This is a genomic window from Bacillus sp. FJAT-49736 (assembly GCF_018343615.1).
Taxonomy (GTDB): domain Bacteria; phylum Bacillota; class Bacilli; order Bacillales; family Bacillaceae_C; genus Margalitia.
This window is the reverse complement of the sequence record NZ_JAGYPI010000004.1, coordinates 61,220-75,532: the sequence shown is the minus strand read 5'-3', so window position 1 is coordinate 75,532 and position 14,313 is coordinate 61,220. Positions and strand designations below refer to the sequence as shown.

Here is a 14,313-nt window from a genome sequence, read left to right as displayed (position 1 = left end):
TAAAATAACAGAATTTTATATGTGTGTCAAAAAAGACGCTTACTAAATAATTGAATGAAGCATTCAATGGAATATTTTGAGAAACGTACCCGCATTTTTCATGTTATACTTTTAAGAAGAATGTATGTTGCAAGGCTAGGTGACATTTCAAGTGGCTAAAGAAGATCGACGAATCTTAAGAACACGTAACAATTTGAAAAAAGCAATGTTGGAGTTATTAAAGGAAAAAGAATTTAAGGAGATTTCTATTACACAAATTGCAAAAGTTGCCCGCTGTAATAGAGTTACTTTTTATTCCCATTATGAGGATAGTACACAGCTATTGGCAGATATTTTTCAAGATTATCTAGATGAGCTTGCGCAATATTATAGAGAAAGCTTTAAAGGGAAAAAGATGTTTTCTTTATCCGACCCTTCCCATCTTATTCCAATTTTTGAATTTGTGTTTAAAAATCAATTTGTGTTTTCGCTAATGCTAATGGGCGAAGTAATTCCGGGCTCACAAAATATTTTTTGTGAAACCATTTCCAATATAAGTCGAAGCGATCTAATGTTGAAAGAGGAAATATGGTTTGATGTAGAAGCAATTAATTCCTATGAAACATACGCCTTATTAGGCTTTTTTATTTACTGGATTAAAGAGGGCTTTAAAAGCTCCCCGCAAGAAATGGCGAAAAGATTAGCATATCTATACTCCACAACGTTAGGTGATGTAATCGTTAAAAATAAAGAATAAGGTAACAACTTAGATAAGTGTCGGGTTTTTGATTACAAAAAATAACGTAAGAAATAGCGTCAAAGTCTATTCTTTGACGCTAAAATAGTCATTTCAATAGTCATTTCGTTAAAAGATTTCTCCAAAATACTTTTAACAAAAGGGTGCTTGTTTACGTAATAGCCTTTACGGCCGAGATCGTAATATCTTGACTGCTTAGGTAATTTAATATCCATTTACAAAGTCAGTGATTGTTTCCATTTCGTCTTCTGTAAGCTCCCTATTTACGTATTTTTCATATTCCTCTATGATCTTCTGCTTATCACCACCACAAATATCCGTATATTTTGCTATGGTTCTAAGCATAGCAACTTCCTGATTGAATTCCTCTTTTGATATCGGCTGTTGATGCGAAGGGATATATATATCCGCATCAAATGTTTCTAATTCATTTAACAGCCGAAGTGTTTCGCTGATAGTATAGTTTTCTTTTTTAGAAAAAATATCAGGATAAATACAGTCTCCAAGAAACAGAATCTTTTCCTCTTTAATATATACAATTACGGAGTCTGCAGCGTGATCACCGCCAACGTGTCGTACAATACAGGTTACCCCACCGAGGTCCATTTCAATTTGTTTTGTAAAGGTTACATCCGGCAAGACAATCTTAATATCTCGGTGATCCTTGAATTCGTTCTTCATTGCTTTTGCACAAAATTCAATTTCTGTTCCTTCTTTTACTCGCGCATCTATTGCCTCGTCTGACCACGAAAGCGGAATTAATTTCTCCATTTCATTTTTCGTATCTTTGGAAGCGATAGAAACTGTATTTGATAAAGCGGAAAGACCAAAGATATGATCCCAATGCCAATGTGTAAGAACAACCATATCAGGGTTTGGAACCTCCATTTTTGAAAGCTCCTTCAGAAAATAATGAGCATGGCTTTCTGAGTTACCTGAATCAATCATCAATGTCTTATTATTTCCAACTACCATCCCAAGAATGGGCCTATCCGTCTCCGAAATTGGAGTGATATACCAAAAACTCTTACCTATTTTTTTAATCGAGTGCATTATGTTTCTTCCTTCTTTCGTAAAATTTTTAGTCCATTAACCTAAGGGGAATTATTCCAAAAACCATTACTATTTATAATACAGTTCGAGAAATGCTTCAAATTTAGGTTTAACCTTTCACTAAAATAAATGAAATGGAAATTCACTAAAGAACAGTGTTAATATACATGCTATTTTTCTTTTAAAATATTTTCAACTTCAGAACCCATCTTTCACGTTGGCGAAAAATAAGTGATAATGGACAGCCGGACAAGCTCACAATTGTTTGGGTTTTAACTAGCACTGCTTATGGGCAAAATAAGCCTAATCTCTCTCGTAAACCTTCTAAGACTTCTTCTGGCAATTCCCTAACCGTAATGTCCTCACCTAAGAAAAGTAGCCAGTTTGTTATTTCAATCAATTCTTCAGGATTATGGACATTGATAAAGGTCTTGAGAATGGCAGTTGTTTGATAAGGATTCGTATAAGATATTGATACTTTTAAAGGATGATATTTTCTGAACTGGGCAATCGCCTTTGGGCCAAGTTCAAGCACAAGGTTCATTACTTCCTCCTGTTTACTTAGTTTTTCTAAAATCTTTTTCTTGCTTAAAACCTTTTTCGTAGGGTAACGCTCTACATCCGTGAGATTGTCGACAGGAAAAACCTTTCTCTTTTCTTCCTTTAGGTCAAAGCCATCAATCATCCAAAGGCCTTTTTCACGATAAAGGTGCAAGAGATAAATTGGATAAGAATTTATTACATTCCCTTCTTGGATCGTAATCAATAAATAGCTATCCAAAAGAAGGATTTGGATGAGTTTTTCTAGAATAGGATGAGGTAGGTCCGACAGTTCAAGTAAGTCGGGATTATTGGGGTTTGTACCTTCAAAAAGCAAGATTTGATTTAACAAAACAAGGTCATCTTGCTGGTTTTCTGATATGAGGCCAAGTAATTTTTCAGCTAACGACTGACGACTTTTTAAATAAGGTAGTTGTTGATTTCTTGTCGCCATGAAAGCAATAAAAAGAGCTTTAATCTCATTATCGGTAAAGCGAACAGTGGGCAGGACAGAGTTGTTCATGACAAAATACCCCCCATCCCTTCCCACTTCAGCGACAAGTGGCATCCCCATGGCTTCAATTTCTCGGATATCTCTAATAGCTGTTGAACGAGAAATGTTAAATTCCTGCATGATTTCAGATATTGTAAAGTGGGCGCGGTTATTGATATACCGCATGATTATATTAATTCGCTCAACTTTTTTCATCGGGACCTCCTAAACAGTATCATTTTTTGACACGATTTAAAGCTATTATAAACTCATCAAGTGAAAAAACAAATCATTTGATTAATTTTCTAAAAAAGGAAGGTTTTAAATATGACCAATTATACCCTAGAAGAAAAAGACAGCTTTACTGTTTTAGGTATCGGAACAGAGCTTAAGAGCCATTACACAGACTTCGCTGGCATCAACAAGGAAAAGGCAGACTTTTGGTCGGCTGTCAAACAAGATGGAACGCTGGATACTTTAAAAGCCATAGCTACAAATGATTACATTTTTGCCGTGAACGAAGCAGTAAATAACAAGATGATGCATTATGCTGGCGTCATGACCGAGGAGTCGGTACCAGAAGCAACGAGAGTCATTCAATTTCCTAAAGGAGAATACCTAGTTGTGAAAGGGGAAGCAAAAACATCCGATGAGTTGAGCAATACGCTTGCTGGCGTTGCCTTTGGTCAAGTACTGCCTGAGGTAAAGGATTTTGCCTATGTTGGCGGGCCAAATACTACGGTGGAGATGGGGCAGCGAAACGGCTTAGTATTTGGTGAAATGTGGATTCCTGTTGTTAAAAAATAATGAAGTAGTAGGAGGGATGAAATTGTCCTATATCGTTGATTTTAAAGATGTGTCTACAGTTGGTTTAGAATCATCACCTGTAGCAGGAACACTTGCTGGTTTACGCGCTAATGAGGCCCGTTACTTTATGAACAAATACAAGCATGAATTTACGGTTGTACCTGCCAGCGAGTCCCGCGATACACTTGATTATGTGAACCGAATTTTGAAAGAAGAGCGTGATATTGAGTTTGCTGCCAAACCTTTAGAAACGTCGCGTTTTCAAGTGGAAAATATCAAAATAGCCTACGTCTTTTATGAGGATGGTCTTTCGGTCAACGTTATGTATACGGTGGATGACCCTAAGAAGCGGGCCGTTGGTTTTAAGCTTTCTGAGGGAATGGAGGTACCAAAGGAGTTAGAAGGAAAGTTTAAGTTTGCTAGACAGAGGTCTAAACTAGCCGGAACTATTCGGGGTTCGTATTTTGTAATTAAAGGAGAATATTAGTTGACTGCAAGAGCAACAACAACCATTCATTCAAGGAATGTTCATCTAGGTATTCAACTAACAAAACAGCACCTCTTCATCAAAATAGAGAGTGCTGTTTCTTTTTTGTAAAAACATGATTAACTCAATGATAAGGTTGCCCTTAACCGATCAAAATGAGGTTTTCCTGTTTATTTCACAATTCTCATTTACTAATAATAGAGGATGCTTTAACATCGAGTTTTTGAGATTTTCTAGATTTTTTACCCACTGCCCTTTTAGCAGATGTCATATACACTGAATAGCAGGATTATTATGTACTTAAGGAATATAAAGAGCAAATAAGGGAGGGATAATCTGATTAAGAGAACAGCTGTCAAAGTTGACGAATCCACTGTCACTCTCCGATTTAGCAAGAAAGCTATATTCCCTTTTTAAGGAGGCAACATATGTTATTAAAGAAATTTGTAGACCCCTTACCCATTCCTCCTGTCATAAAGGCAAAAAGAAAGCGTAATGGGATCCCATACTATGAGGTAACGATGAAGCAAATCAAACAAAAGTTACATCGAGATTTGCCACCAACCACCGTTTGGGGTTACAACGGTATATATCCTGGTCCGACATTCGAAACACGAAGAAATCGACCTATTAAAGTTAAGTGGAAAAATAAATTGCCTTTTGAACATTTACTGCCTGTTGATCGAACCGTTCACGGAGCAGAATCAGATAAACCCACTGTAAGGACAGTTGTCCATTTGCATGAAGGTAGGATCCGTTCAGAAAGTGACGGATTTCCAGACGCATGGTTTACAAAGAATTTTGAAAATGTTGGACCTAAATTTGTACGCGAAGTCTACTATTATCCAAATTGCCAACGCCCTGCAACGCTATGGTATCATGATCACGCGGTTGGAATCACCCGTTTGAATGTTTATGCAGGTCTGGCGGGCTTTTACCTCCTCAGAGATAAAGAAGAGGAAGAATTGAACCTTCCAAAGGGAAAATTTGAAATTCCGCTGGTCATCCAAGACCGTTCGTTTTATCCTAATGGTGAACTATTCTATCCAACTCAGCCTGGTCATGAGCCACCTCTAAAACTACAGCCACACCAACCATTAGATTCTAAGTTACCAAACCCATCCGTTGTACCAGAGTTTTTTGGCAACACCATCTTAGTCAATGGAAAAGTGTGGCCCTATCTGGAGGTTCAACCACGAAAGTATCGGTTCCGCATCCTTAATGGATCGAATTCTCGTTTTTATCGTATACGTCTAAATTCCAGTTTAGATTTTATCCAAATTGGCACAGATGGAGGACTACTCGAAAAACCAATTACTTTATCCCAGATCATCCTTGCACCAGCTGAACGTATCGATGTTATTATCGACTTTTCTAACCATAAAGGTCAACATATCATCTTAACAAATGACGCAGAAACCCCATTTCCTAATGGTCAAAAGCCTTCCGTTGAACTCAGACAGATCATGCAATTCCGTGTCAAACGAAAACTATCAAAACCAGACAAAAGTAAAATTCCAACAAAGCTGAGTTGTTTGGAACAACTGAACCCGAAAGATGCTGTAATGGTACGAAAAAACACCTTGGTTGAAGCAACCGATGATTTTGGGCGTCCCAAATTATTATTAAATAACATGATGTGGGATCAACCTCACCTTACAGAAACCCCATTAAATGGAACCATAGAGATTTGGGAGCTTTACAATACCACTCCAGACACCCACCCTATTCACCTGCATCTTGTTAATTTTCAAATTTTGAATCGTGCACCATTTACCGGAAATCCAAATGGCCCTAATCTTTCAGTCGGTCCACCACGACCACCAGATTCGAGTGAGATGGGGTGGAAAGATACTGTTCGTGCCAATCCTGGGGAAGTTACCCGTATCATTGTGCGTTTTGGACCATTTACAGGAATTTACCCATGGCACTGCCACATTCTAGAGCACGAAGATCACGAGATGATGAGAATGTATGAAGTTCTTGAAAATCCGAACTTTAACCCGTGTGAATCCTTTGTTAATGAATGTCCTAATGATTCATTTGCTCATTGTTTTAGCTCTGATAAACACTACCAACATAAAATTTTTAAATTCTGGACTAAAAGCTGACACCTTTTTTCTCTGTGTCAGCTTTATAATTTCATTTACAGTTTACAATCTAATCCACGAGAATTGCACATTGGTTTCAAACGATTTATATCGCAAATAATTGAATTTTTTAAAAACAAGTTTCAGAAGTTATTTTAAAACCTTGCTTACTTATGATACGGTTCACGATAACGTATATAAATAAGGCTATCAGTTTAATGTTCCCTCACCCCATAATCTCCTTGCCTATATCACAGGTTGTTAAAAGTCGAAAGAATTGATATACTATTTCTATTGGCATCTGGTATACCAGATGCCACATTTCTTTTCTCTTTTCTTAGATAAAGGACCTCTCTTACTATGATGATAAAGGATGAAAACGGATGAATTTCTTAAAGGTAGAACAACCCCAATTATTTAAGGATCATGCATACAAAGAAATTAAGAAAGGAATTATTCAACACGAGATCGAACCTGGATCCTTGTTAAATGAACGTTCACTTAGTGAAAGTCTTGGCATTAGCCGTACTCCATTAAAATTAGCTTTGCAACAGCTAGAATTAGAAGGGTGGCTTCAATCCGTACCAAGAAAGGGAATTTTCGTCAAAACCATTAACCGTCAAGATGTTGATGACGTATTTCAACTGCGAAAGGCTAATGAAGTATTGGTCATCGAATTACTAATTCCTCTTCTTGATAAGGAAACCATCCATAAGATTGAGAAGGTGGATAAACAACTATCCGACTTCAAGAGGGATCCTTTAAAATTTGTGTACTACGATGCTTCCTTTCACTTATTCCTAGCGGAGTTAAGTCAAAATCTTCGACTATATCAATTGATCCAAAACCTCACCGACCATTTTAATTGGTATGGATTCGCTGCATTGAAGGCTGGATTAAGCCTAGATAATGTTTATAACGAACATAAACTAATTATTGAAGGGCTAAAGGCGAAGGATTTACGCCAAACAAAGGATGCTGTTATAACACATATTGATAACACATATAACACTATCATATCGAATCTTAAGCAGTGAATGGAAAGGGTGAATAGGTAAAAATTAGCCCATCTCACCTTTTATCCGAGGGACGATAATATTCATTTTTATAAGAAAGAAGGGAAGTTGTTTCCAAAGGGGGGAACAACACAACATGAAAATTCTCATCATTTTTTTGCAAATTTGTATTTTGTATATCTTTTCCTTCATTGGGACTGTGATTCACAACTATTTCCACTTGATTATTCCGGGTAGTATCATAGGACTCATCCTACTTTTTATTTGTTTATGTTTGAAAATTGTTCCAGTAATGTGGATTGAAAATGGAGCAGGTTTTTTGCTAAGTATATTAATGTTATTTTTTATTCCCACAACAGTTGGTATTATGAACTATCCTTCTTTACTCTCTGTTCAGGGTGCCTTGCTCATTTTAGCTGTTCTATTAAGCACTATCATTTCCATCGCTATTGCAGGAAAGACAGGTCAATTTTTTGAGAAAAAGTCACAAAAAGGAAAGGATGATAAAAAATGCAGCAAGTTCTCCTCGCATTCAGCATGATATTATTAACTGTATTCGCTTATTTTGTGATGACTAAAATTTACAAACGGTATTCTTACCCATTTTTCATTCCCGTATTAACTGCAACTACTCTAATTATCATTATCCTTTTAGTATTGCACATTCCTTATAAAAGCTATATGGCTGGCGGGCAATGGATTAGTTCCCTTTTAGGTCCATCCGTTGTAGCACTTGCTTACCCATTGTATAAACAACGTCATTTTTTAATAAATCACTTGTTTCCCATATTAGGAGGGGTTTTAGTTGGTGCCATTTCTGGAATGGTCAGTGTTGCCCTTCTGGCTAAAATCCTCGGGGTCAATCAGACATTAAGTCTTTCCATTATCCCTAAATCCCTTACTACTCCTGTTGCAATAGAAGTAGCGAGAGGATTGGGGGGAAATCCCTCAATGGCAATTGTCGGTGTTATGATTGCTGGGATCTTTGGTGTAATAGCCGCTCCTACTATCTTTAAATTGCTGCGAGTTCATAGCCCCATTGGCAGAGGGATCGCTCTTGGCAGTGCATCACATGCCATAGGGACCTCTAAGGCAGCCGAATATAGTGAACTAACCTTTTCAATGAGTTCTGTGACAATGGCATTATGTGCAATCATCTGCTCCTTTCTGGGACCTATTGTCGTGTGGGTGTTTCATATTTAAAAAACCTTTTTTAAATACATGTAGAGATCCGGTCTCCTTTTGTAAAAAAGTCCAATTTCCGATCATTTTTCATTGGAAATTGGACTTTTTATACATTCATCGCCTAAAAGATTTTATTTTACTGTGTTAAGACATAGTATTAAGATAATATCAAGTGTTTGAAAGGAGCTTAAATATGAGGGAGATCAGGGTTTACCATGTGGATGCATTTACGGAAGAGAAATTCGGAGGCAATACTGCAGGTGTAGTATTGGATGCTGAAAAATTAACGGAAAAAGAAATGCAAAATATCGCTAAGGAACTAAATTTACCAGAATCCGTTTTTTTACTGCCTTCCAATAAGGATGATGTCGACTATAAAGTGAAATTTTTTACTCCTACGGAAGAAATCAACTTTTGCGGCCATGCTACAGTAGGTGTTACTTGGCTATTAGCAACAGAGTTTGGCCTAGCGGAGAAAAAAGACGGAATTGTGCTAGAAACGAATATCGGTAAAGTACCAGTCGTATGGCACAAGGACAACGGAAAAGTCATTCATGTGGAAATGACTCAAGTCACACCAAAAACACACGATCTCACAATGGATCTTGAAGAGCTTAGTCAACTAATCGGGGTCGATATTGAAAGTATTGACTTACATTACCCTATCAAACTAGCGAATACAGGAAATTGGCATTTACTGATTCCAATGAAAAATCAGGAAGATATAGACAAAGCTACACCAGACTTAGTAAAGCTAGGTAAACATAATAAAGATAATAATATAAGCACAACTCATCTATTTACCTTTAATACCACGAACGATTACGATTTATATACAAGAGATTTTGCACCAGGAGTTGGCATTCCTGAAGACCCTGTAACTGGAGCAGCAAATGGTGCCCTAGCCGGGTTCCTCTACTTAGAAGGAATACTTCCTCAAAGTGAAACGACACATCTGAAAATTGCTCAAGGGAATGCAATAGGAAGACCTGGTACGCTTTACGTGACAGTCATCCCAGATAAAAAAGAACCGATCATCAAAGTAGCAGGAGCCGCAACCATCACCATTCGTGGAATCTTAAGCTTATAGAGTTACATGCTTGAATTGGAGGGATTTTTTAGAGACTTCCAATTCAAGCTAATTCCTATATTACCAGACATAAACAAGAAGCTATGCACCATAATAAAGTTTACTGTCAATCTCAAGTGGACCCATTGCTTCTAAATAAGGTTTCCACGCTACCAACAAAACTATAGCTTCATTACATTGTAATAACAATTTTCCCTAATTGCTTTCCCCTTTTTAGAGTTTCATAGGCTTTTGCAATTTTATCTAATTTAAATGAATGTGAAATTTTAGGATAAAGCTGATGTTCAGCCCAAAAAGAAATAGCCTTTTCTATCTCATCCTTATTAAGGTGAACTGACCCTTCTAAAAATTTCATTTCCTTCTCATAAATCTGATTCATAGCATCCATATCTAGACAAGGCACATTGGAATTTGTAAAACCGTAATTTACAACACGAGCATCTTTTGCAGCGGCTTCTATATTCATTTTAAAAGTACTAGCCCCAATGCCGTCTATAATAACATCAACACCCCTACCATTTGTAAAGTAACGTACTTCCTCCGCGACATTTTCTGATGTATAATTGATGGTTTTCGAAGCGCCTAGCTTATTTGCCTCGGCAAGTTTTTCATCCGAACTGGAGGTGACAATAATATTTGCACCTTTCCTTTTAGCAATCTGAAGGGCAAAAAGAGCCACTCCACCTCCAATTCCATGAATAAGAACGCTCTCACCTTTTTGGATGTTTCCTTTCGTAACTATTGATCTCCATGCTGTACCTAATCCCATAGATAATGCAGCGGCTTCCTCAAAATTCATATAGGAAGGCTTTTTTATCAGACTTTTAATAGGGACTTTAATATATTCCGAAAAAGTCCCCTCCTGTTCTTTACTACCTACAACAGAAAGTGATTCACATATTCCTTTGTCCTTGCAGCCTATACATACTCCACAAGTAATTGTTGAATCAATCAGTACCTCATCATTTACCTTCCATGAGCTTGCATTTTCTCCAATCTGTACTATTACACCTGCACCATCTGAACCAAAAATGTATTTTGGCTCCTCAAATGGAGGATTTGTATTTATCTGTTTATTAAAATATGAAATTATTTTTAATTCACGATGGTTTAATGCTGCTGCTTTTAAACGTACGAGAACTTCACCTGATCCTATTTGGGGGATATCTTTATTTCTGACCACGACAGACTTTGATTCCTTACTATATATAACTGCTTTCATATTTACTTCCTCCTCTTTTCTTAATGCCTCCTTACTATAGAAATTAGTGAATCCAAATAAAAGGACCATTTTTGAGAAAAATTAACCGTCCACTTTATCGGAAAAAAGTGGACCGGTATAAACTACTAAAATTGGACCTTTTTTTATCATGAATATCCTATAAAATTTTATATATAAAATGAATAGAGTAGAGGGTGCCTTTTAAATGAATATTTATACACTAGTTTATGATCGTTTTGCCCAATTTGAAGTAACATTCATTGGCTGGATGCTTAATGGAAGAGAAAACATAAATTTTAAAACCGTTTCTTTAGAGAACCAAATAGTACGAGGAGAAGATGGATTTACTATTTTAACAGATTATTTATTAAAAGACGTAAATCCAGAGGAGGTAGACGTATTTTTAATACCAGGAGGCGAGGTGGTTGCTCAATTAGGTAATCAACAGCTTCCAACACTCCTTCAACAATTAAATGAAAGAAACGTATTAATAGGTTCTATCTGCCATGGTCCAGTTTTACTTGCTGAAGCTGGTATCCTGAAGGAAAAGAGATATACTAGCAATTGTACGCCAGATGAAAAGGAGTACACTCTTTTTACAGATGCTCATTTCATAGATGAGGATGTAGTCGTGGATGGCAACATTATTACCGCAAAGGGTAATGGTTATGTTGAGTTTTCCATTGAGGTAACAAAGCAGCTGAATATCATTAGTGATAAAGGTTTGGACTCTTTATATAATTTTATGAAAAATAGTAAATAGTACACCTTTGTACAAAGGGACTGGCAGGGTTTATTTCAAACCCTGCCTCCCGTGTTTTGCCATAATTTGAATGGCGTTTTCCATTTGCTCTGTACTTAAGTGAGAATAACCAAAAATCACTGCTTTACGGGCGGGCTCATTAACAAATCCCCTTTGAATGGTTGGCCAATAAAGACCTTCTTCCTGGCAATTTTGGACAAATAACAAATATTCTTCGGCGGATCTTTTCCACCAGGCAAACAAGTGAAATCCTGCTTGTGATTCTTCCCATGTAAATAAATCACGTAAGTGCTCTTCCATTAGGCGTTTGAATACATGATATTTCTGAGTATATATTCTGTTCATACGACGGATATGCCTTTCGTATGCACCGCTTTTTATGAAGGATGAAATGGCCAACTGCTCAAGCACAGAGGTTGTATACGGTTCAAATAGATGCTTCGCCTCCAAAAAAACATGTTTTAAATAAGGTGGAACCACTGCAAAACCAATTCTAAGTGAAGGCATAATGGTCTTGGTGAATGTTCCTAAATAGACGACCCGTTGCCCCGTATCCAATACCTTTAACGGCTCGATTGCCCTTCCCTTTCTCCGAAAATCACTATCATAGTCATCCTCTATAATGATGGCTCCTTTTTCTGAAGCCCATTGGAGTAGCTTTATTCGTTGTTCCATCGGCATGATTTTTCCAGTCGGATATTGATAACTTGGTGTAACATAAGCCAAATGACTATCCCAACTTGCATTCATAAATGACTCATCCAGAACGGAAACGGGAAGAGGAATACCACCTGTAGTATGGATAACATCCTTTATCCTTTTAAAACCAGGGTCTTCAATAACAACCTTATCTCCTGGCTTTACAAGTAAATGCAATAATATAGAGATTCCGTGCATCGATCCATTGAGAATGATAATATCGTCTGCACTGGCTTTAAGGCCCTTTGCTCTCAATAAATATGAAGATATTGACTCCCTTAATGGCCCAATCCCTTCTACAGGTAAGGTTTTAAGGCTTAATAAATAATCTGATTCCTTTATAGAATGGTTTACAGCCTTCTTCCAATCCAGTGAAGGAAAGTTTTCTAAATCTGGATCAAACCCGCTTCCAAAATCGATTATTTTCTTTTGGTTAGAACGGACATTTTCTCCTTGTCGTGGTAACATCTTCCCCCAATCAGAAAGCCTTACTTCCCTTTCATTGCTTTCCTCTTTAACCGACTGATCAACAAAAGAGAACGAAACAAAAGTACCGCTGCCCTTAATGGCTTCCGTATATCCTTCAGAAAGAAGCATGTCATAAGCGAGGGACACTGTATTTCGATTTAAACCATAATCAATGGCTACTTCTCTGGTGGAAGGCAAACGTGATCCTTTTTGTAATTGCCCGTCCAAAATTAAATCTCTAAAATAGTGGTACAATGCTAAATATTTATATTTGTACTTGTTTATATATGTATCTAATGAGATAAACATGGCAAACGTCATCCTATTTCTAAAATTTATATAAAACTTAGAATCATAGATTAATATTAAAACAGGCAGCTCAATTATACAAAACCTTTAAAGCAACTATTAAATAACGGGGACGTGATCATTCTAAAAACAATATAAAATTATCTATTACAATTCTTTCTTCTGAAATATATGTACTCCATACTAAATAAGGTTTTATTAAAATAAGAATAAGGATTAATGTCAATGTGTTATAATGATGTGGTCTGAAGGTTGTAATATCGAGATCCAATTGTACAGGTAGAATTATCTGACCTAAGATAATTTGAATTTTCGTAGGTGATAATATGAAAATTTCAATAGAAGAAATAAGCAAAGAACTGGTAGAAGAAATCCTTATTAGGTGTCATGAAGTAGATGAAGAAATACATGAAATCGTAAGCAAGCTAAAGACAGAAACCCATACTATACTCGGATATCAAAATGATATAGTTCACCGTATAAATCTTAGAGATATTTATTATTTTGAGGCAGTTGACGGAAAGGTTTTTCTTTACTGCAAGGATAATGTTTTTGAAGTAAAACATAAGCTTTATGAGTTAGAGGAATTATGCAAAGATAAGAACTTTTTTCGTGCATCCAAATCAACTATTCTAAACATAGCTAAAATTTCGTCCGTTCACCCTTCCTTTAGTAGCCGATTCGAGGCAATGCTTGATAATGGGGAACGTGCTGTTATATCAAGACAATATGTGCCTATCCTAAAAAAAATGCTTGGATTGTAAAAGGTGGGATAATATGAAGCTTTCCGAATTTATACAAAATATCATTAGGGATTTCTTAATTATCTTCGCATCCATCATCATAATTATTACTATTTTAAGACAAATATATTATCCCAATATGGCCTTTGATTTAAAGTCCATTTATATCATTATTGCTTTTTCATTTTTAAGTGCACTAACCGGGTTTATTTTATATTCTCCTAATGAAATAAGTGAGAAGAAAATGCGTATAAAAATAGCTATTCATTTTTTCTCCTTGGAGATTCTATTGATTACCCTGGGAAGAATTTTTGGTATTGTGAATAGTGCATCAGATATTATTATTTTTGCAATGCAAATTGCTGTCGTCTATATTATAGTTCGTCTGTTGTCATGGAAAAGTGATATTAAAGAAGCCAAAAAAATTAACGAAAAACTAATGGCATTTAAGAAAGACGCTAATGAGTAGCCACGCAAATCATAAAGCAACTTATATTTCCGGTAAACTTTCTAGTTTACCGCTTTTTTTTGCAACTTATTTGCCTGTAGAAGCAACTTACCGTTTTTCTATATACTTCTTTTCGGCTGTTTATTATGATGAGTTCATAAAAA

15 protein-coding genes are annotated in these 14,313 nt (G+C 36.4%); 11 read left to right on the top strand and 4 right to left on the bottom strand.

What is annotated here, in order from left to right:
• Positions 1–151 precede the first annotated feature (151 nt).
• A complete protein-coding gene (locus tag KHA87_RS18470) occupies positions 152–736 on the top strand; it encodes a TetR/AcrR family transcriptional regulator (protein ID WP_349305601.1) in 585 nt (194 codons plus the stop codon).
• Between the two features lie 204 nt (positions 737–940).
• Here the strand turns inward: KHA87_RS18470 and KHA87_RS18465 are convergent, their stop codons facing one another.
• Positions 941–1,789, bottom strand: a complete 849-nt coding sequence (locus KHA87_RS18465; RefSeq protein ID WP_213095661.1) for an MBL fold metallo-hydrolase — start codon at positions 1,787–1,789, stop codon at positions 941–943.
• Positions 1,790–2,075: 286 nt separating this feature from the next.
• Positions 2,076–3,038: a helix-turn-helix transcriptional regulator gene (locus KHA87_RS18460; protein ID WP_213095660.1), complete on the bottom strand. Its 963-nt coding sequence runs from the start codon at positions 3,036–3,038 to the stop codon at positions 2,076–2,078.
• Between the two features lie 111 nt (positions 3,039–3,149).
• On the opposite strand from KHA87_RS18460, the gene KHA87_RS18455 reads away from it, so the two are divergent.
• The 7 genes from KHA87_RS18455 (at position 3,150) to KHA87_RS18425 (ending at position 9,497) form a co-directional block, all read left to right on the top strand.
• On the top strand, positions 3,150–3,629 hold the full coding sequence (locus tag KHA87_RS18455; RefSeq protein WP_213095659.1) for a GyrI-like domain-containing protein: 480 nt from the start codon (positions 3,150–3,152) through the stop codon (positions 3,627–3,629).
• Between the two features lie 22 nt (positions 3,630–3,651).
• Positions 3,652–4,116 (top strand): phage tail protein, encoded by a 465-nt coding sequence (locus KHA87_RS18450; protein WP_213095658.1) that lies wholly within the window; start codon positions 3,652–3,654, stop codon positions 4,114–4,116.
• 428 nt (positions 4,117–4,544) lie between these two features.
• Positions 4,545–6,227 (top strand): multicopper oxidase family protein, encoded by a 1,683-nt coding sequence (locus KHA87_RS18445; RefSeq protein WP_213095657.1) that lies wholly within the window; start codon positions 4,545–4,547, stop codon positions 6,225–6,227.
• A gap of 362 nt (positions 6,228–6,589) precedes the next feature.
• The gene (locus tag KHA87_RS18440) at positions 6,590–7,243 is read left to right on the top strand and encodes a GntR family transcriptional regulator (protein ID WP_213095656.1); all 654 of its coding nucleotides are present in this window, start codon (positions 6,590–6,592) and stop codon (positions 7,241–7,243) included.
• 115 nt (positions 7,244–7,358) lie between these two features.
• Entirely contained in the window at positions 7,359–7,763 is a 405-nt protein-coding gene (locus KHA87_RS18435) for a CidA/LrgA family protein (RefSeq protein WP_213095655.1), read from the top strand.
• On the top strand, positions 7,733–8,425 hold the full coding sequence (locus KHA87_RS18430) for an LrgB family protein (protein ID WP_213095654.1): 693 nt from the start codon (positions 7,733–7,735) through the stop codon (positions 8,423–8,425). Before KHA87_RS18435 ends, KHA87_RS18430 begins: the two co-directional genes overlap by 31 nt.
• Before the next feature lie 175 nt (positions 8,426–8,600).
• The gene (locus KHA87_RS18425) at positions 8,601–9,497 is read left to right on the top strand and encodes a PhzF family phenazine biosynthesis protein (RefSeq protein WP_213095653.1); all 897 of its coding nucleotides are present in this window, start codon (positions 8,601–8,603) and stop codon (positions 9,495–9,497) included.
• Between the two features lie 172 nt (positions 9,498–9,669).
• On the opposite strand, the gene KHA87_RS18420 is transcribed toward KHA87_RS18425, so the two are convergent.
• A complete protein-coding gene (locus KHA87_RS18420; RefSeq protein WP_213095652.1) occupies positions 9,670–10,719 on the bottom strand; it encodes a zinc-binding dehydrogenase in 1,050 nt (349 codons plus the stop codon).
• 205 nt (positions 10,720–10,924) lie between these two features.
• Between KHA87_RS18420 and KHA87_RS18415 the strand changes: the two genes are divergently transcribed.
• Positions 10,925–11,482: a DJ-1/PfpI family protein gene (locus tag KHA87_RS18415; protein ID WP_213095651.1), complete on the top strand. Its 558-nt coding sequence runs from the start codon at positions 10,925–10,927 to the stop codon at positions 11,480–11,482.
• Positions 11,483–11,512: 30 nt separating this feature from the next.
• Here the strand turns inward: KHA87_RS18415 and pdxR are convergent, their stop codons facing one another.
• On the bottom strand, positions 11,513–12,958 hold the full coding sequence (gene pdxR / locus KHA87_RS18410) for a MocR-like pyridoxine biosynthesis transcription factor PdxR (protein WP_213095650.1): 1,446 nt from the start codon (positions 12,956–12,958) through the stop codon (positions 11,513–11,515).
• A 326-nt stretch (positions 12,959–13,284) separates the two neighbouring features.
• Between pdxR and KHA87_RS18405 the strand changes: the two genes are divergently transcribed.
• Entirely contained in the window at positions 13,285–13,722 is a 438-nt protein-coding gene (locus tag KHA87_RS18405) for a LytTR family DNA-binding domain-containing protein (protein ID WP_213095649.1), read from the top strand.
• Positions 13,723–13,735: 13 nt separating this feature from the next.
• The gene (locus KHA87_RS18400) at positions 13,736–14,170 is read left to right on the top strand and encodes a DUF3021 family protein (RefSeq protein ID WP_213095648.1); all 435 of its coding nucleotides are present in this window, start codon (positions 13,736–13,738) and stop codon (positions 14,168–14,170) included.
• The last annotated feature ends 143 nt before the right edge of the window (positions 14,171–14,313 follow it).

What these genes read in the sequence shown, in the direction of transcription:
- KHA87_RS18425 (WP_213095653.1), top strand. Translation starts at nt 8,601, where the DNA reads ATGAGGGAGATCAGGGTTTACCATGTGGATGCATTTACGGAAGAGAAA.
- KHA87_RS18455 (WP_213095659.1), top strand. Translation starts at nt 3,150, where the DNA reads ATGACCAATTATACCCTAGAAGAAAAAGACAGCTTTACTGTTTTAGGT.
- KHA87_RS18465 (WP_213095661.1), bottom strand. Translation starts at nt 1,789, where the DNA reads ATGCACTCGATTAAAAAAATAGGTAAGAGTTTTTGGTATATCACTCCA.
- KHA87_RS18460 (WP_213095660.1), bottom strand. Translation starts at nt 3,038, where the DNA reads ATGAAAAAAGTTGAGCGAATTAATATAATCATGCGGTATATCAATAAC.
- pdxR (WP_213095650.1), bottom strand. Translation starts at nt 12,958, where the DNA reads ATGTTTATCTCATTAGATACATATATAAACAAGTACAAATATAAATAT.
- KHA87_RS18435 (WP_213095655.1), top strand. Translation starts at nt 7,359, where the DNA reads ATGAAAATTCTCATCATTTTTTTGCAAATTTGTATTTTGTATATCTTT.
- KHA87_RS18430 (WP_213095654.1), top strand. Translation starts at nt 7,733, where the DNA reads ATGCAGCAAGTTCTCCTCGCATTCAGCATGATATTATTAACTGTATTC.
- KHA87_RS18445 (WP_213095657.1), top strand. Translation starts at nt 4,545, where the DNA reads ATGTTATTAAAGAAATTTGTAGACCCCTTACCCATTCCTCCTGTCATA.
- KHA87_RS18405 (WP_213095649.1), top strand. Translation starts at nt 13,285, where the DNA reads ATGAAAATTTCAATAGAAGAAATAAGCAAAGAACTGGTAGAAGAAATC.
- KHA87_RS18400 (WP_213095648.1), top strand. Translation starts at nt 13,736, where the DNA reads ATGAAGCTTTCCGAATTTATACAAAATATCATTAGGGATTTCTTAATT.
- KHA87_RS18440 (WP_213095656.1), top strand. Translation starts at nt 6,590, where the DNA reads ATGAATTTCTTAAAGGTAGAACAACCCCAATTATTTAAGGATCATGCA.
- KHA87_RS18415 (WP_213095651.1), top strand. Translation starts at nt 10,925, where the DNA reads ATGAATATTTATACACTAGTTTATGATCGTTTTGCCCAATTTGAAGTA.
- KHA87_RS18420 (WP_213095652.1), bottom strand. Translation starts at nt 10,719, where the DNA reads ATGAAAGCAGTTATATATAGTAAGGAATCAAAGTCTGTCGTGGTCAGA.